We start from the raw sequence: 17021 nt of genomic DNA on the forward strand, positions 1-17021 counted from the left end.
CGCAGATTGCGCCGCTGTTTGCGCGATTTGGTTGCCTCGATCGCGAGCCAGGTCGCGAGCTTCTCGGCATAGGGATCGAGCTTGCTTGAGCTCGTCCGCTTGGCGTAGCGCGGCTCTTCATCGCCGGCTCGCAGGTACTTCTTTACGGTGTTGCGAGACAGGCCTGTACGCCTGGCTATCTCGCGAATGGACATCTGCTCGCGCAGGGCCCAGCGTCTGATGACACTCAATGTCGCCACGTCTATCACTCCTAGGATCCCCTGCTTTAAAAATCAGCAGGGTAGGGTTTTACGTGGGTCAGTCTTAGACGGAAATTACTGCGTTAGCTGGGTCAATTTTCGGCGGCAATCAACAGAGACGATTTGAACGACTCCCACCCAGGCGCCGCCCGATTTTTGTTGCCTGGAGATCGGGAAATACAGGGCATTGCCGTCGCAGACGATGTCGAGCATACGACCAGCGTAGTTCAGAATTCATGTTGTTTCAACAAGCGCCACCCCGTTGAGGTCGCCCTAGGAATTCCACTGCAGATCGAGTTCTACCGCCGATCCCATCAGCCTGTCCCACGAACCTGGATGTCGGCTGTCAGCCTCGATGCAGACATCGGCGACTCCGAGTCCGACGACAGCAATCGCTGCAGAGCGGGCGCTCGAGGACGTTGCTCAGTCGTTCGATGTACCGCGGCGCGTCTTTTCCCCCAAGACGCCCTCGTGGGCGGTCGATACGCAGGTGGTGTCGCGTTCCGGAGCGCTGCGAGCAGCGAGGCGCGACATCGAAGCGCGAGTCGTCTTTAGAACGCGTGGCGAATGCCGAAGTCGTAGCCCGTGGACGTCTTTGGCGTGAGCCCCGCGCTCTGCACGAAGGCCGGGCCGCCCGTGGTGAGCGCCGCGCCGTTCTTGTTGCGTACGTGGCCCACGGTCGCGTACAGCGCGGTGCGTTTCGACAGATTGTGCACGTAGCCCAGCGCTAGCTTGCCGGCCTTCGGGTTCTTCGTAGTGGCAAACGGTGCGCCGGTGGGGTCCTGGTCGTAGGTGACGTGCGAGTACGCTGCGCGGATCACCCCGGCGCCGACTGGCACGGTGACGCCGACGACGTAGCCCTCGAGGTCCGCCTTGCGCATACCCCCGCCGAGCTGGGGCTGAGCCAGATCGCGCGCATGCCGCGAGCGCGACCATTCGCCGAAGAGCTTGACGCTGCCGAAGTTGTACGAGGCACCGAGGTTCATCGTCTTCACCGAATCGGTGCTGCCCGCGTAGTAGTTGTCGGCGACGGTGCTGTCGCCGTAGGCCGCGGCCAGCTGCAATGGACCGCTCGCGTAGCCGAGGCGCCCGCCGATGTAGCGGCCTGCGCGAGAAGGCGCGACTGTGCCGGCGTTGCGTGCGCCGGTGACGGGGTGCACGCCCGGCGGCGTCGCAGTGCCGGGCGTGTAGCTGTCGCGCTCGTGCAGCGCGTACTGCAACTGCCCGTGGAAGCCGCCGAGGTTCGGCGGCAGGAAGTAGCCGATGGAGTTGCTCGCGCGCACGTAGTTCGCGTTGCCCGCGAAGGCCGTGTTGGCCGCGAGGATCAGGTTGCCGCCGGCGCCGTTGGTGTTGATCGGGTCGAACAGCGTGTCGTTCCAGAAGGTCGGCGTGAAGTCGCGGCCGAGACGAAGCTCGCCGAAGCCGCCCGAGAGACTGACGGTCGAGCGGCGCGAGAAGTTGGCGATGCCCATGGCGCCGTCGTCGTTGGTGATCGGGGCTTCGAGCCAGAAGCTGGCGGCGAGGCCGCCGCCGAGGTCTTCGGTGCCGCGAAAGCCCAGGCGGCTGGTGTTGTAGCCGGAGTGGCCGAGGGCGGTGCGGCGCACGGTCACGGCGGGCGTGAGGCCGCGCGGGTCTGCCGAGCGATTCGAATAATTGCTGACCATCGCATCGATCACGCCGAAGACGGTGACGGAGGATTGAGCCGAAGCGGTGCCGGCCAGGGAGATGGTGGCCAGTGCAATCAGGGATTTGTTCATCGCGTGGAATTCAGAAGGTGGGAAGGCGCAGGACGAGCGGCGCCACGACAGCCCGGGAACGGGCTGCACGGAGGTGTTCAGTGAGCGGAGATGAAGAGGGGCGCGCGCGACGAGGACGTCACGCGGCACCTGCGGGCCGGGGGAGGCCTGCGCCGTGCGCTAGGTCGTGAAGGTGATGCTGGCCTGCTGCGGCCCGATGCGCTGCTGCGCGGCCACCTGCTGGGCCTTGAGCTTCGCCCAGTCGACGCCGAGCATCTTTCCGTGCCGCTTGCGCGCTTTGCCAGCGACCCACACGCTGTCGACGTCGGCCTGTGAGGCGAAGTTCATCACCCGGTCGGCCAGGCTGCCCAGCATCGCGAAGCCGATGCGGTCGGTGCGCAGCAGGACCAGGTCGGCGCGCTTGCCGACAGTGAGGCTGCCCGTGACATCGTCCAGGCGCACGGCCTTGGCGCCGAGCGCGGTGGCGAAGTCGAGCGTGTCTTCCGATTTGTAGTTGCGCACGATCTCGCGGCCTTCGGGCTCGAGAAAGAGGCTGAGGAAGGCGCAGCGTACGTGTTCGAAGTAATCCTGTTGCAGCACCGAGTTCACGTCGATGCCGATGCCGGTGGCCACGCCGGCATGGCGCGCGCGGCCGTGCGCGGAGGCCATGAGGTGCGGCGTCATCATGTAGGGGAATTCGCCAACCACCGTGGCGCAGAGCATCCCGCCGGTGTCGCGCAGCATCTTGAGCTCTTCATCGGTGAGGCGGTTGCCGTGGGAGGCGTGGTAGTCGGGCCCGAGTAGCCCCGCCTCGTGCAGGTCGACGATGCCGGAGCCGCGGTGGCCGATGGTGCCGGCGGGTTGCGGCTGCGCGGTCTTGTGCACGTGCGCGGCAATCATCTTCACGCCTGTGGCACGGGCGCGCTCCCATTCCTTGCGCACCTCGGCGACGGGGCGGCCGGTGGCATTCGACGGGGCCAGGCCCAGTTGCAGCAGGCCGTTGCTGTCGGAGAACAGCTCCTTCTGCAGGCGCTCGACAGTCTTCCAGTTGGTTTCGGTCGTCGTGTTGAGGTCGGCATGCACGCGCGCCGTCGAGATCGTTGAGCCCGGTCCGAAGGCGGTTGCACGTCCGAGCTGGAAGGTGAACCAGCCGGCCACGCCCGAGTCCTTGACGCCGCGCGCGGCGGACAGCGCTTTCTCTTCGGTGGGCTGGCCGTGGGCGTAGTCGAGCACGGTCGTCACGCCCGCGTCGATGGCCTGCAGGCCGCCGATCAGTTCCGCAAGGTAGTTGTCCTCGGGCGTCATGCAGGCCATGGTGCGCCGCTGCCAGCCGATGTAGCCCTTGGCGTAGGCATTGGGTTCGGCCTTGACGATGCGCCCCGCATCCAGGCCGTGCCACATGTGGCGGTGGCCGTCGATCATGCCGGGCATCAGGATCATGCCGCGCGCCTCGATCACCTCGGCATCGCCAGCGGGCAGGCGCTTGCCGATGGCGGCGATCTTGCCGTTCTCGACCAGCACGTCGGTCGCCTGCAGTTCCTTGTTCAGCGGGTCCATCGTGAGCAGGTCGGCGCCGCGGATCAGCGTGCGCCGGGCGGGGCCGCGCGGGGTCGCCGCGGGCTTCGGCGCCTGGGCCATCGCCTGCGGGGCAAAGGCCGCTGCGGCGGCGGCGCCGGCCGACAGTCCGAGGAAAGCCTTGCGGGTCAATCCGGCCGGTGGCGCCGAGCCCGAAGGCGGGGCGATCTTGGGTGGGGTCATGTCTCGTTCCGTGGTTGTAAGAGTCCGAGGATGTTGACATTTTCGTTTTTGACAATAAACATCGCCCGGAGAAAAAACTGTTTTCCTGAGAGGAAAGAATATGGACCGCCTCACGGCCATGTGTGTGTTCCGCAAGGTGGTCGAACGCGGCAGTTTCACGGTCGCCGCCGAGCAGATGCGCATGTCCAACGCGTCGGTGAGCAAGTACGTCGCGGCGCTCGAAAACCACATCGGCACGCCGCTGCTGGCGCGCACCACGCGGCGCATCAACCTCACCGATGCCGGGCGCAGCTACTACGACAAGTGCGTGCGCATCCTCGACGACGTGGAGGAGGCCGAGAAGTCCGCCGGCCAGCTGCAGACCACGCCGCGCGGCCTGCTCAAAGTGCGCGCGCCGGTGTCGCTCGGCACGGCGCACCTGGGCCGCACGGTGGCGGATTTCCTGGCCGGCTTTCCCGAGGTGACGATCGACATGACGCTCAACGACCGCTTCGTCGATCCGGCGGAAGAGGGCGTCGATGTCGCGCTGTTCATCGCCGACCACGTGAAGGACCCGACCGGCGCCACCCGGGCCATCGCGAAGATGCCGCGCATGCTGGTCGCCGCACCGGCGTACCTGGCGGCACGCGGTGCGCCCGAAACGTTGGCGGACCTCGTGCGCCACAACTGCCTGGTCTACACGCGCGGCCAGACGCCCGACGAGTGGCGCTTCACCGAAGCCGGCAGCGAACGCATGGTGCGCGTCGGCGGCAACTGCCGCTGCAACAACAGCCTGGTGCTGCGCGAGGCGCTGCTGGCCGGCGCGGGCATCGGCCTGCTGCCCGCTTTCCTGGTGACGGGGCATCTTGCCGACGGCAACCTGCACACCGTGCTGCCCGGCGTGGTGCCCGAACCGCGCACGCTGTTCGCCGTGTTCCCCCAACCGCGCCGGCCCTCGCCGAAGGTGCGCGAGTTCGTGAACTTCGTGGCGCGCAGCTTCGCGGCCGACAGCCAGTGGCAGCTCGAAGCCGAAGACGCCACGGCAGTGGCTTAGATTTTTTCCTTTCAAGAAATCATTTCTTTCTTTGGACGCCGTTTATTGATCGAAACGAAATCGTCAACATCCTCGGACCCTTTGAAACCCCGAGTGAGACATGACGCATACCCTGATCAAGAACGCCAGCATCCTGACGCGAGACCCCAAGCTCGGAGACCTGCTCGGCAGTGACCTGCTGATCGACGGCGACCGCATTGCCGCCGTCGGCCCGAACCTGCAGGCGCCGCCCGACGCCGAAGTCATCGATGCGAAAGGCATGGTGCTCATGCCCGGCCTGATCGACGGCCACCGCCACGTCTGGGAAATCATCGACATGGGCCGCCTGGTCAAGACGCGTCCGGCCGAGTACGCGCCGTACTACCAGCAGTGGAAGATGCGCACGATCGTCTCGATGACGCCCGAGGACAACTACCTCGCGGAACTGATCGGCGGCCTGCAGGCCATCGACTCCGGCGTGACCACCGTGCTCGACTACGCGCACGGCCAGCCCAGCGAAGACCGGGCCATGGCCGCTGCGCAGGGCCTGCGCGACTCGGGCATTGCCGGCTGGTTCGCGTTCCAGCTCGGCGTGTCGTCTTCGTACAAGCCGGGCGACACCGTGTCGCTGGCCAAGGCCGACGGCGAGCGCATCGCGATGACCAACGAGTCGCACTGGAAGACCGCCGAACGGTTGCAGAAAGAGTTGTTCTCCGACAGCACGGCGCTGCTGCAACTCGGCCTGGCACCGAGCGGCAACAACGGCAGCCGCATCGACGACATCCGCAAGGAATGGACGCGTGCGCGCGGCATGGGCGTGAAGATGCTCGCGGCCCACATCCACAAGCCCGAGCGGCCCCACGCACCGGGCGTGATGGGGCATCGCGATTCGGGCATGCCCGACCTGCATGAAGCCGGCCTGCTCGGCCCCGACTACCAGGCCACCCATGCCAACCGGTTCACGTCGGACGAGCTGAAGATGCTGCGCGACACCGGCGGCATGATCTGCGCGACCGCGATGGGCGAGTTCCCGTACGTGATGTCGCCGAGCAAGGGCCCGTCGGTGCACGGGCGTGCACGCGCGGCCGGCGTGCCCACGGGCATGGGCATCGACATCTCGCTTGCGCTCACGGGTGATTACTTCGAGCACATCCGCGCCACGTTCTGGAGCCTGTACCTCGACCCCGAATGCCGCGGGTATGTCGGCCGGTACACGTCGGAAGACATCCTGGACTTCGCCACCTCGATGGGGGCGCAGGCGGTTCGTTTGGGCGGCGTGACGGGCACCATCACCGTCGGCAAGCGCGCCGACCTCGTGCTGCTGAGCACCGACCGCATCGGCTTCGGCATGGCCGGCAGCCTCGCGGACCGTGTTGTCACCTTCGCCGGCACGCCCGACGTCGACAGCGTGTGGATCGCCGGCAAGGCGCGCAAGCGGCACGGCAAGATGCTCGGTGTCGATTGGGCGAACCTCAAGGCCCGGCTGGTGGAAGCGCAGGAGCGGGTGGGGGCCCAGGCCGCCAGCATCAAGTTCGTCTGAGGCGCTGTCTTCGCAAACCCCACCATGAAAAAAATACTGAGACTCTTCGCGTTCGCCGCGCTGCAACTGGGCGCCGTGGCCTCGCACGCGCAGGCCACCGACAGCTGGCCGAACCGGCCGGTGCGCATCGTGCACGGCTTTGCGCCGGGCGGGCCCATCGACCACCTGGCGCGCTTGCTGGCCGCACAGTTCCACGAGCACTTCAAGCAGTCGGCCATCGTCGAGGCCAAGCCGGGCGCGGGCGGCACGATGGCCGCGCGCTATGTGGCGCGTAGCGCACCCGACGGCTACACGCTCTTTCTCATGGCCTCCGGCCATGCGGCGGCGCCCAGCCTGTACGGCGCGTTGCCCTACGACGCGGTGAACGACTTCACGATGATCTCGATGGTGGCGCAGAGCCCGTTCGCGATCATCGCCAACCCCAACGCCAAGTTCGTCACCGTGCAGGAGCTGATGAAGAAGGCCAAGGCCGCGCCCGGCACCATCGACTACGGCTCCGGCGGCAACGGCAGCGGCATGCACCTGGCCGCGGCGCTGCTGCAGTCGCGGGCGGGCGTGCGCTTCAACCATGTGCCTTACCGCGGCGGCAGCGCCACCGCGCTGGCGGTGGTGAGCGGCGAGGTGCCGATCATCGTCACGTCGATGGCGGGCATGAGCGCTTACATCGACAGCGGCAAGGTCAAGCCGCTCGCCGTGACCTCGCGCCAGCGCTTCGCGCTGTACCCCGACGTGCCGACCCTCGCTGAAACCGTGCTGCCCGATTTCGACGTGACCGCCTGGTATGCCCTGGGCGGGCCGAAGAACCTGCCGCCGGCCGTCGTCGCGAAGCTCGCCGAGATGGTGCGCGTCACGCTCAAGCGCCCCGAGGTCGCCGAAGGCCTGCGGCTGCAGGCGGCCGATGCGTGGTCCACCACGCCGGCGGAGGCGCAGGCCTTCGTCGCGAAGGAAGTGACGCGCTGGACCCAGGTGGTCCGCGACGAGAAGATCTCGGCGCAGAACTGAGATGCGGCTGGCCATGCGCTCCGACGGCAACCGGTCAATGGCGAGGCGGCGCACCTGCGGCGTCATCGCCGTGGTCGTGCAGGTGGCCGATGGCCTTCAGCACGCGTGCATCGGTGCGCGGTGGCAACGCGGCGCCGTGGCGCGGCGCCACGTGCACGGGCTTGCCGTCGACGAAGGTCAGCACGGAGCGGATCTTGTGAATCGCGTCGGGTGCCACCGTGAGGAAGGGCGCATCGAGCACCGCGAAGTCTGCGAGCTTGCCCACCGCCAACGAACCGCGGTGCGGCTCGCTGAAGGCGAGCCACGCGGCGTTGGCCGTGTACAGGCGCAAGGCTTCTTCGCGCGTGAGCAGGTGGTCGGCGCGGCGCTGCACGGCGCCGCCGACGGCGCGGCCCGTCACGTGGTACTCGATGGCGCGCCACACGTTGATCACGCCCACGCGCGTGGAGTCGGTGCCGCCGGCCACCATCAAGCCCTTCTGCAGTGCCAGGCGCGTGGGCGGCGAGGCCTGCGCGGCCTCGGCGCCGTGGGCCGCCTGGATCGCGGGCGCCTCGAAGTACGGGCCCATCTGCACGGTGTACGCCATGCCCAGCTTGCGCATGCGTTCGAAGGTCTGTTCGGAGCCTGTGTTGATGTGCGTGAGGGCCCAGCGCAGGTCCTTGAAGGGGCGCGTCTGCGCGACCTTCTCGAGCACATCGAGGATGGCCTTCGCGCCGTCTTCGGTGTAGGCGTGGATCTCCAGCGGATAGCGGCGCTCGGCCGCGAACAGCGCGGCCTGCGCCAGCTCATCGCGCGCCGACTGCGGCGGGTTGAAGCCCGCGCTCATGCGCACGCCGTCGTTCATGCCGAAGGCCAGAACTTCGCCCACGCCGAGAAAGCGCAGCATGTCGTCGCCGAACAGCGGCGGCAGGTAGGCCAGGCTGGTCTGGAACCAGGCGGTCTCGTTGCCGGGCGCGAGGGCCGATGCGCGGTAGGCGACGCGCACGGTCAGCGCCTTGTCGCGCCACAACGTGAACAGCGGGCTGTAGATGGCGTGGTCGCCTGCGGCCGGATCGACGACGCCGGTCACGCCCAGGCGGTTGAGTTCGCGGAAGAAGGCCTGCAGGCTGGCGCGGTTCTCGGGCTCGGGGCGCGCGCTGATGCGTGCGAACAAGGCAGAGAAAGGTCCGATGCCGCCGAACAGCTTGCCGGTGGCACGGCCTTGCGCATCGCGCTCGACCGTGATGCCGGGCGGCAGCGCGGCGCCGGTGTCCAGCCCCAGCACGTCGATCGCCTGGTTGTTGACGACGGCGTAGTCGTACAGGTACTGCACGTAGGCCGGGTTGTGCGGCAGGGCGTTGCTCAGGTCCTGCGGCGTCGGCGCGCGCTGTTCGGCGAACTGCGCCGGATGCCACGCGCCCATCACCGCGACCCATCGGCCGGGCCCGCGCTTCGCGGCCTCTTGCGCGAGTTGGTCGAGCGCGCCGGACAGCGTGGTCTGTTCGTACCAGTAGCTTTCGAAGGTGAAGCCCTGGCCGCCGCGGATGGCGTGGATGTGCGCATCGATGAGCCCGGGCACCACCGTCTTTCCTCCCAGGTCGATGACGCGGGTGTGCGCGGTGCGCAGCTTGCGGATGGCGGCGTTGGAGCCGACCGCGACGATGCGGTTGCCGCGCACCGCGAGCGCCTGCGCGTGGGGCTTGGCGGGGTCCATCGTGAGGAGTTCACCGTTGAGCAGCAGGGTGTCGGCAGCGTGCGCCGCAGGCAGCCACAGCAGCGCGAGCGCCGCAGCGGCTGCCACGACGAGCCGTTGTCGTATCGGTCGTTTCATGGGCCGCGTTCAGAAGGCGTGGTTCACGCCGAGCTGAATGCCCGACGAGCGCCGGCCCGCCATGCCCGCCGGCGACGAATCGGCCACCACGTAGGCGGCATTGCCACGGTTGCTGATGCGCGAGTAGGCGCTGTACAGCGTCGTGCGCTTGCTCAGGTGGTGCGCGTAGCCGATGGCGAACTGACGGGCGGTGCCGTCCGTCTCGAGGCCGGGGCCGGAGCGCTCGGAGCGCGCGAACGACACGCGGATCTGGCCCGCACCGATGGGAACCGATGCACCGATCAGCGCGTTCGTCTGCCGCTCGCGTGCCAGCCGATGGCGCAGGTAGTTGGCATAGGCCTTGACCACGCCGAAGTCGTAGCTGCCGCCGACGGTCACCGTGCGGTAGTCGTCGGGGCCGATGGCGGTCTGACCGTAAGCCGCTGCCACATTGACCGGGCCCGATTCGTAGCCCAGCCGTCCGCCCCGGTAGCCGGCGCCTTCTGCGCCTTCCGCCGCCGCGAACATGAACTGCCCGTACAGGCCGCCGAGGCCGCGCGGCAGGAAGTAGCCGGCCGAGTTGCTGGCGCGGGCCTGCGTGCGCGCACGGCCCAGGCCGAGCGGCCAGCCTTCGACGATGTTGCTGCTGCCGCCGACGCCGACCGTGCCGAATGGCGAGAAGCTCGACACGTTCCAGAACGTGGGCGTGTAGTCGCGGCCCAGCCGCAGCTCGCCGAGGTCCTTGCTCATCAGGCTCACGGTGGAGCGCCGGCCGAAGCCGCCTTGCGTTTCGCCGGTGTCGGGCAGCACGGCGGTCTCAAGCCAGAAACCGGCCGCGAGGCCGCCGCCCAGGTCTTCCACCCCGCGAAAACCCAGGCGGCTGGGCAACAGGTAGCCGCCCTGGTCCATGGCCTTGGTCGAGGCGTTGCCGGCTTTCGAATAGGTGAAGTTCAGGTCGATGCTGCCGAACACCGTGACGGACGATTGGCCGTGCGCGGCGCCGAGGGCACCGGTGGCTGCGAGCGCCAGCAGAAGTCTGTGTTGTTGTCTCATGTTTTTCTTTCGAGGCGGAGCGGTTGGTTGGGAGTTCAGCTGTCGATGCGGATGCCGGCGCGGCGGATGAGCGCGGTGGTGGCCACGATCTCTTCGCGCACCTGCTGCGCGAAGGCTTGCTGCGGCATCGGTGCGGCGTCGGCGCCGAGCTTTTCCAGGCGCGCGCGCACCTCGTCGGTCTTCAGCGCACGCACGGTCTCGGCATGCAGGCGCGCGACAGTGTGTTCCGGCGTTTTCGCCGCCACGAACATGCCGACCCAGAAGCGGTGGTCCGCATCGCCGAAGCCGCTTTCGGTGGTGGTCGGCACCTGCGGCAGCAGCGGCGAGCGGCGAGGTGCGCCGATGGCCAGCGCCGTGAGCTTGCCGCTTTGCACCAGCGGGACGGCCAGCGCCAGCGGCGCAAGGAACCAGTCGAGGCGCCCGCCCATGAGGTCGGTGAGAGCCTGTGGCGTGCCGCGGTAGGGGATGTGTGCGACCTCGATGTCGGTCGCGATGCGGAACTTCTCGCCCGCGATGTGCGAGGCGCTGCCGCTGCCCGACGAGCCGTACACGAACTTCTGCGGGCCGGCTTTCACCTTGCGCACGAGGTCCTGCAGCGAGGCGAAGCCGCGGTCGGGCGGCACCACCAGCACGTTGGGCATCGACGCCAGCATGGTGACCGGCGTGAAGTCGTTCAGCGTGTCGTACTTGAGCCCGGGGTAGAGCGCGGCGTTGGCCACGTGGCCGGTCGAGTGGATCAGCACCGTATGGCCGTCGGCCGCGGCATTGACCACCGCGCTGGCGCCCAGCGTGCCGCCCGCGCCGGGCCGGTTGTCGACCACGCAAGGCTGGCCGAGGTACTGCTGCAGCCGTTCGCCGACGATGCGGCCCACCACGTCGGTGGTCGATCCGGCGGTGAAGGGAATGACCAGCTTCACCGGCTGGCTCGGGTAGGCGGGCTGCGCGAAGACCGCGGCGGGAAGGGTGGCGATGCCGCCTGCGGCTGCCGTGAGGCGAAGCAATGTCCTGCGATGAATGTCCATCGTTGTCTCCTTGTTGTTCGTGGGGAAGGGCCTGCCTGCGGGCAGGCCCCGAAGTGATGTGCGGGGGCAGGGCGCCCCGGGGCCGCTCAGGGCGCGAGAACCAGCCGCTCCATCGAGCCTTCGAGCACCTGCAGGTAGGCCTGGCGCGCGCGGTCCAGCGGCAGCACAGAGCCGTCGTTCACATCGAAGCCCTGCAGGCTGCCGTCCTCGAAGCCGGGCAGCAGCGTGCGGAACACCTCGGCGCACTGGCTGGCCGTGAGCTTCAGGCTGTCCACGCCGAGCATGCGCAGGTCGCGGCGATAGAACGCCATGATGTCGAAGGGCACGTTGCGATCGGGCGTGGAGATCAGGATCTGGGTGCCGCCGACCTTGAGCGACGCAAGCGCTGCCGCGAAGTACGGCGAGCCGACGGTGTTGTAGGCAATGTCCACGCCTTTGCCATCGGTCATCGACAGGACGGTTTGCGCGATGTCGTCACGCGTGCCGTCGATCACCTCGACCTGCGCGCTGGCATGGCCTGTGTATTGCGTGGCGCCGCGTTCGATGCCGATCACACGTGCGCCGGCACGCGTCGCCAACTGTGCCGTGGCCTGGCCGACCTTGCCGTTCGAACCCAGCACCAGCACGGTCTGGCCGGGGCCTGCGAGGTGGGCGCGACGCAGTCCTTCGTATGCTGTCACAAAGGGCACGCCCACCGTGGCCGCCGAGGCCATGGCGATGCGCTCCGGCTTGGCGACGAGCGCCGCCACGGGCAGCACGAGGTAGCGCGCATGCGTGCCGTCGCGCGTGATGCCGAGGTCGCCACCGGTGCCCCACACCGCGCGGCCGATCCATTCCGACGGGCCGGCGACGACGCGCCCGGCGTAGTCGCGTCCCGGCGTGCGGGGCCAGATGGCGTACGGCATCAGGCCCAGCGCCGCCTTGACGTCACTTGGGTTGATCGCCGCGGCAAGGACTTCGACGATGGCGCAGCCGGGCGGGGTTTCGGGCTGTGCAATGTCGATCAGGTCGGGGTTCAGTGCTTCGGGGCTCGGGGCCTTGGCGCTGAGGCGAAGGGCGCGCGGTGGTGTGCTCATGGTGCGATGTCTCGTGGTGCGAAGTGAAGTGAAGGAAATGCGTGCGTGTGTGCGTTCAGGGCAGCGGCGGCGTGGGCAGGCGCGTTTCGCCGGGCTCCAGCCGCAGTTCGAAGTCGAGGTGGAAGTGGCCCGCGCTGTCGGGTTCGAAGTCGCGCAGCAGCGAACCGACCGCGCCGAAGGCCGCGTCGCTGTAGGCGTACGGATCGCGTGCATCGAAGATCTGCGTCGTCAGCACCTTGTGGCCGGGCGCGATGGCGATGAAGTGCAGATGCGCCGGGCGCATGTGGCTGCGGTTCTGCAGCGCCAGCAGTTCGCCGCAGGGGCCGTCGGTGGGAACGCCGTAGCCCGAGGGCTGCACGCTCTCGAACCAGAAGCGGCCGTCGGCGTCGGTCTCGAAGACAGCGCGCAGGTTCATGTCTTCCTGCTCGGGGTCCTGGTTTTCGTACAGACCGCTGGGGGCTGCCTGCCAGGTCTCGATGCGGGCGCCGGCGATGGGCGTACCGTCCAGCGAGAGCACGCGGCCTTTCACGTGCAGCGTTTCGCCGGACGTGTCGTCGGTCGCGATGCGCACGCCGTTGGGCCGCACCGGCTGGTTCGCACGCCAGAAGGGCCCGATGAGCGCCGGCTCGGTGCCGCCCGCGGCGAGCACGGCTTTGGCGTCCATCAGCAGCACCAGCGTGGCCATGCCGAGGATGTCGGCAAGCAGGATGCCTTCGTGCTTGCGCGGGCCCGTGGCCTGGCCGATGCGGACCATGAAGTCCAGGCCCTTGAAGAGCTCTTCGTAGCTCAGCGTCACTTCCGTGGCGAAGGCATGCAGGTGGCGGATCATCGCGTCGAGCACGGTGCGGGTGCGTGCGTCGTGCGTGCCCTGGTTGGCGGCCAGAACGGCCTGCAGCAGTGCCTCGGCGTTGGCGGGAATCGAGCGCTGGGCGGTCGGTGCCTCGGTGTCCGTGGGGGTCTCGGCGACAGAAATCATGGGAAGTCCTGGAGAGTGGAGAAAACGAAATCGGCACGGCGCCGCCCGGCCCGCATCGGCGCACCGCTGGGGGTGAAGGGGCGTGGGGCCGGCTAGTCGGCGCGGATGCGCGCGCGGGTGGCGACGGCGGTCCAGCGCGGCACGTCTTCGGCGACGCGCGCGGCGAGGTCGGCGGGCAGGCTTGCGACCGTCTCGAAGCCGAGCTCGCGCGTCTGGCGCTGCACGTCGTCGAGCGCGAGGATGCGCCGCACCTCGGTGTGCAGTCGCTCGATGGCGGCGGTGGGCGTGCCCGCCGGCGCGAACAGCGCCTGCATGGTTTCGGAGCGGTAGCCGGCAAAACCCGACTCCGCCACCGTCGGCACCTGTGGCAGCTCGGCCCAGCGTGCGCGGCTGCCGACGGCCAGCACCCGCAGCGTGCCCGCCGCGATGTGGGCCTTGGCAGCGGGCAATGCGGTCAGCGCGCAATCGACCTGTCCGCCGAGCACCGCCTGCACGGCCGGGGCCGCGCCGTTGTAGGGCACGTGCAGCAGCTCGATGCCGGCGCGCTGCCAGAGCAGTTCACCGCCCAGGTGCACGCTGTTGCCCTTGCCGGGTGTCGAGTAGGTGAGCGCGCCCGGCCGGCGTTTGGCGGCGTCTATCAACGCCGACAGGCTGGTGAGCGGGCTCGTCGCCGGCACCACGATCACGTCGGGCGAACTGACGGCGAGCGACACCGGTGCGAACTGGCGCAGCGGGTCGTAAGGGGGCTTGTCGGCGAACAGGGCCGGGTTGGTCACGAAGGCGGACGAGACCAGCAGCAGCGTCTGGCCGTCGGGTGCGGCGCGCGCCACCGACGCGATGCCGATGTTGCCGCCGGCGCCCACGCGGTTGTCGACGAGCACCGGTTGGCCCAGTGCTTGCGCGAGCCGCACGGCCACGATGCGCGCGATGATGTCCGAGGTGCCGCCGGCGGCGAAAGGAACGACGATGCGCACGGGGCCCTTGGGGCTCCAGGCCGGCTGGGCGCGGACCAGGCCGGCGCCCAGCGCCGCGAGCGTCGCGGCGAGGACGTGTCTCCGGTTCATGCCGTACGCCACGCCGCATGTCGGCATGCGGTGTGCGGCCTGGAAGTCGTGGGGGATCGTCATTTTTTTTGTCTCCTCGGGTGGTGCCTGTGAGCCTTGCGCAGTTCGGGCGGTCGGCGCGGCGACTACTTGCTTTCCGACGCCGTCTCCTTGATGTAGCCGTCGGTTCCGTAGACCAGGCCGGTGGCCTCTGCAGCCCTGACGACATCCTCGTGCCAGGCGATGCGTCCGCATTCTTCGTCGGTTCCACCGACGACCGAATACACCACCAGCGCGTGATCGTTCGGATTGCGGAAACCGCGCATCACGCCGATGGGGCACGAGATCACGTCCCACTGGTTGAGCATCACGGAGTACTGGCCCTTCTCGCCCCAGATGACCTCCATCTGCCCGTTCAGCGGACAGAAGACTTCCTCGGTCTTGTGTGCGTGAAGGCTGGCACCCTGGCCAACCGGGATTTCGATGAAGGTCACGCCGAAGCGGTGGTTGCCTGGAATTGCCGGCTGGACGCCTTTGTTCTCCAGGACGCCGCGGTTCATGATCTTGTAGATGTTCTTCTTCATCCCCGGCAGCCGGCTCTCGATGAAGGTCTCGCCGTAGGGCGCGACCTTGCCCCAGCGGGCGATGCGGGTGGATTCCATTTCCTGGAGGGTGGGGTCCATGTCTATTCCTTGATGCGATGAGGTTCGGAGTCGTCGAAAAAGCAGCGGTTTACGTTCTGCGAGGCCCACTGTAGGCAACGGTCTTTCATGCGTCCATTACCATTTTTCGAGCGATTCGATAACATTTCGGTATGGGGCGTGTGATGCCCATCCAACACTCTTGCGGCAACGACCTGGAACCCCTGCATGGACCTGCGACAGCTTCGGTATTTCGTGGTGCTCGCCACGCAGCAGCACTACGGGCGCGCCTCTGCCGTGCTGCATGTGGCGCAGCCGGCGCTGAGCCGGCAGATCCGCCTGCTCGAGGAAGAGCTGGGTGTGCGCCTGTTCGAGCGGCACGCGCGCGGCGCCACGCCGACCGAGGAGGCCGTGTTTCTCATGGAGCGCGCATCGTTCCTGCTGCGCTATGCCGAGCAGATGAAGCAGGACATGACGGCGCGCCAGCGCGACCCGCGCGGGCCGGTGGCCATCGGCCTGTCGCCCGCGCTTGCGCTGCTGCTCGCGGTGCCGCTGGCGCGCGCGGTGCGCGAGCAGTTTCCCGATGTGCGGCTGCGCATCGTCGAAGGCTTCTCGCAATCGCTGCTGGGCATGCTGGAGCAGGGGGCCGTCGACGTCGCGATCCTCAACGGTCCGATGCAGCTGGCCAACGTGCTGGCCACGCCGCTCATGACCGAATCGCTGTGCCTCATCGGCCGCACCGACGACGCGCGGCTGCTGCGCCTGACGAAGATCAAGCTGCCTCGGCTGGCGGGCCTGCCGTTGGTGATGACGGGCGTGTCCAAGTCGGGCGTGCGGCTCGAGTTGGAAGCGGCGGCGGCGCGCGCGGGCGTGGTGCTGAACCCCGTGGTCGAGGTCGAGACCTTGAGCGTGGCGGCCCGTCTGGTGGAAGAGGGCCTGGGCCTCACGGTCCACTTCGCGGCGGTGGTGCAGGACGAGATCGAGGCCGGCCGCCTGGTCGCGATTCCCATCGAGGGGTTGCGGCTGCGGCGCGTGCTGGCCCGCGCCTCTGACCGGCCGCCGTCGCGCGCGACCGAAGTGCTCATCGACATCCTGCGCGCCGTGGTGCAGGAGCGCGTGGACGCGGGGCGCTGGCCGCACGCGGTGCTGGACCGCTGAGCGCGGTCGCCTCGCGCCGGTGGTGCGGGCGCGTCAGGCCTCGCTGTTGCGAATGAAATCCTCCGGCACATCCGGCCCCCACGCATGCAGCGAATCTTCCGGTGGAAAGTCGCCGGCGGGCCAGGTCGATCCGGCGGGCACGAAATCGATGTCGGCGGAGTACTCGGCGAAGGAGCCCCACGGGTCGCGTACGTAGTGGAAGTAGTTGGAGCCGAGCACGTGGCGGGCGGTGCCCCATCCCGCGTGGTGGCCGCCCTGGCGCATCTGCTCGGCGCCCTGGCCCACCTCGTTGATGCCCGGCACGTCCCACGAGCTGTGGTGCCAGCCGCGCGCGCTGCTCTTGGCATACGCCACCAGGTGGTGGTCGCTGCCGTGCCTGGCGTGGTTGAACGCGACGAGGTCGCCCGAGCGGTCCGACAGCCGCAGTCCTAGCGCGTCGTGGCAGAAGGTGACGGCGCGTTGAACGTCGGGCGTGAACAGCAGCACGTGCGACAGCCGCGTCGGGTGCACCTTGCGCGCCTGGCTGCGCGGCACGGCGCCGCGTTCGCCGGGGCGGTGCTCCGGGGTCGCCAGCGGCTGCGGTGCCGAGAGCGTGCGCTTCGGCCCGACGCGCAGCTGCATGAGGTTGCCATCCGGGTCATGGAACCAGAAACCTTCGGGCGAGACGTAGGCCGTGTGCGCGGCCGGTGTCACGCCTGACGCCGCCTGGATCTGGGTCACGAGGCCCTCGTACTCCCCGGCGAAGCAGTTGAAGCTCAGGTAGGCCAGGCGCTTGGTGGGCCCGGTGTGGATGTAGCTCCATGGCCGGGGATCGCCGACGGTGCGCAGGGCGAGGCGGCCGGCCTCTTGTGACACGTCGAGACCGAAGCGGCTGAAGAACGCCTCGGCCGTGGCGAGTGCCGGAACTTCCAGCGCGAAGTGATCGATCGAATGAACGCCGTAGCGGGACTCACCGGGCAGGTTGCGTGACATGGCA

The 17021-nt window shown here is 68.5% G+C and carries 16 protein-coding genes; 4 read left to right on the forward strand and 12 right to left on the reverse strand.

Going from position 1 to position 17021, the window contains the following annotated elements:
* From CY658_RS20365 to CY658_RS20375, 4 genes are all read right to left on the reverse strand, one after another.
* Positions 1–248 (reverse strand): helix-turn-helix domain-containing protein (locus CY658_RS20365; RefSeq protein WP_143713725.1); only part of this gene is annotated, 248 nt, incomplete at its 3' end.
* A 66-nt stretch (positions 249–314) separates the two neighbouring features.
* A complete protein-coding gene (locus CY658_RS32805; RefSeq protein WP_180839004.1) occupies positions 315–452 on the reverse strand; it encodes a hypothetical protein in 138 nt (45 codons plus the stop codon).
* 338 nt (positions 453–790) lie between these two features.
* Entirely contained in the window at positions 791–1996 is a 1206-nt protein-coding gene (locus CY658_RS20370) for a porin (protein WP_101491936.1), read from the reverse strand.
* Positions 1997–2155: 159 nt separating this feature from the next.
* Positions 2156–3733 (reverse strand): amidohydrolase family protein, encoded by a 1578-nt coding sequence (locus tag CY658_RS20375; RefSeq protein ID WP_257884944.1) that lies wholly within the window; start codon positions 3731–3733, stop codon positions 2156–2158.
* 100 nt (positions 3734–3833) lie between these two features.
* Here CY658_RS20375 and CY658_RS20380 point away from each other — a divergent pair, with 100 nt between their 5' ends.
* The 3 genes from CY658_RS20380 (at position 3834) to CY658_RS20390 (ending at position 7287) form a co-directional block, all read left to right on the forward strand.
* Positions 3834–4766 carry a LysR family transcriptional regulator gene (locus CY658_RS20380; RefSeq protein WP_101491937.1) on the forward strand — a complete coding sequence of 311 codons (933 nt, stop codon included), beginning with the start codon at positions 3834–3836 and terminating at the stop codon, positions 4764–4766.
* Positions 4767–4866: 100 nt separating this feature from the next.
* On the forward strand, positions 4867–6285 hold the full coding sequence (locus CY658_RS20385; protein ID WP_101491938.1) for an amidohydrolase family protein: 1419 nt from the start codon (positions 4867–4869) through the stop codon (positions 6283–6285).
* Between the two features lie 24 nt (positions 6286–6309).
* Positions 6310–7287, forward strand: coding sequence for a Bug family tripartite tricarboxylate transporter substrate binding protein (locus tag CY658_RS20390; RefSeq protein WP_101491939.1), 978 nt, complete (start codon positions 6310–6312; stop codon positions 7285–7287).
* Positions 7288–7321: 34 nt separating this feature from the next.
* Here the strand turns inward: CY658_RS20390 and CY658_RS20395 are convergent, their stop codons facing one another.
* The 7 genes from CY658_RS20395 to CY658_RS20425 form a co-directional block, all read right to left on the reverse strand.
* Positions 7322–9097 carry an amidohydrolase gene (locus tag CY658_RS20395; RefSeq protein ID WP_101491940.1) on the reverse strand — a complete coding sequence of 592 codons (1776 nt, stop codon included), beginning with the start codon at positions 9095–9097 and terminating at the stop codon, positions 7322–7324.
* A 9-nt stretch (positions 9098–9106) separates the two neighbouring features.
* Complete coding sequence (locus CY658_RS20400; RefSeq protein WP_101491941.1) at positions 9107–10129, reverse strand: porin; 1023 nt, start codon at positions 10127–10129, stop codon at positions 9107–9109.
* Positions 10130–10164: 35 nt separating this feature from the next.
* Positions 10165–11151, reverse strand: coding sequence for a Bug family tripartite tricarboxylate transporter substrate binding protein (locus CY658_RS20405; protein ID WP_257884945.1), 987 nt, complete (start codon positions 11149–11151; stop codon positions 10165–10167).
* 86 nt (positions 11152–11237) lie between these two features.
* Positions 11238–12227 (reverse strand): quinone oxidoreductase family protein, encoded by a 990-nt coding sequence (locus CY658_RS20410; protein ID WP_095946534.1) that lies wholly within the window; start codon positions 12225–12227, stop codon positions 11238–11240.
* A gap of 55 nt (positions 12228–12282) precedes the next feature.
* Positions 12283–13203, reverse strand: coding sequence for a dioxygenase family protein (locus CY658_RS20415; protein ID WP_101491943.1), 921 nt, complete (start codon positions 13201–13203; stop codon positions 12283–12285).
* A 92-nt stretch (positions 13204–13295) separates the two neighbouring features.
* Positions 13296–14330, reverse strand: coding sequence for a tripartite tricarboxylate transporter substrate binding protein (locus CY658_RS20420; protein ID WP_095946536.1), 1035 nt, complete (start codon positions 14328–14330; stop codon positions 13296–13298).
* A 62-nt stretch (positions 14331–14392) separates the two neighbouring features.
* Positions 14393–14929 (reverse strand): cupin, encoded by a 537-nt coding sequence (locus CY658_RS20425; protein WP_095946537.1) that lies wholly within the window; start codon positions 14927–14929, stop codon positions 14393–14395.
* 186 nt (positions 14930–15115) lie between these two features.
* Here CY658_RS20425 and CY658_RS20430 point away from each other — a divergent pair, with 186 nt between their 5' ends.
* Positions 15116–16045: a LysR family transcriptional regulator gene (locus CY658_RS20430; protein ID WP_101491944.1), complete on the forward strand. Its 930-nt coding sequence runs from the start codon at positions 15116–15118 to the stop codon at positions 16043–16045.
* A gap of 33 nt (positions 16046–16078) precedes the next feature.
* Here CY658_RS20430 and CY658_RS20435 read toward each other — a convergent pair whose 3' ends face one another.
* Positions 16079–17017, reverse strand: a complete 939-nt coding sequence (locus CY658_RS20435) for a VOC family protein (protein WP_101491945.1) — start codon at positions 17015–17017, stop codon at positions 16079–16081.
* Positions 17018–17021: the final 4 nt, after the last annotated feature.

Source organism: Variovorax sp. RO1, assembly GCF_002849325.1.
Classification (GTDB): Bacteria; Pseudomonadota; Gammaproteobacteria; order Burkholderiales; family Burkholderiaceae_C; genus Variovorax.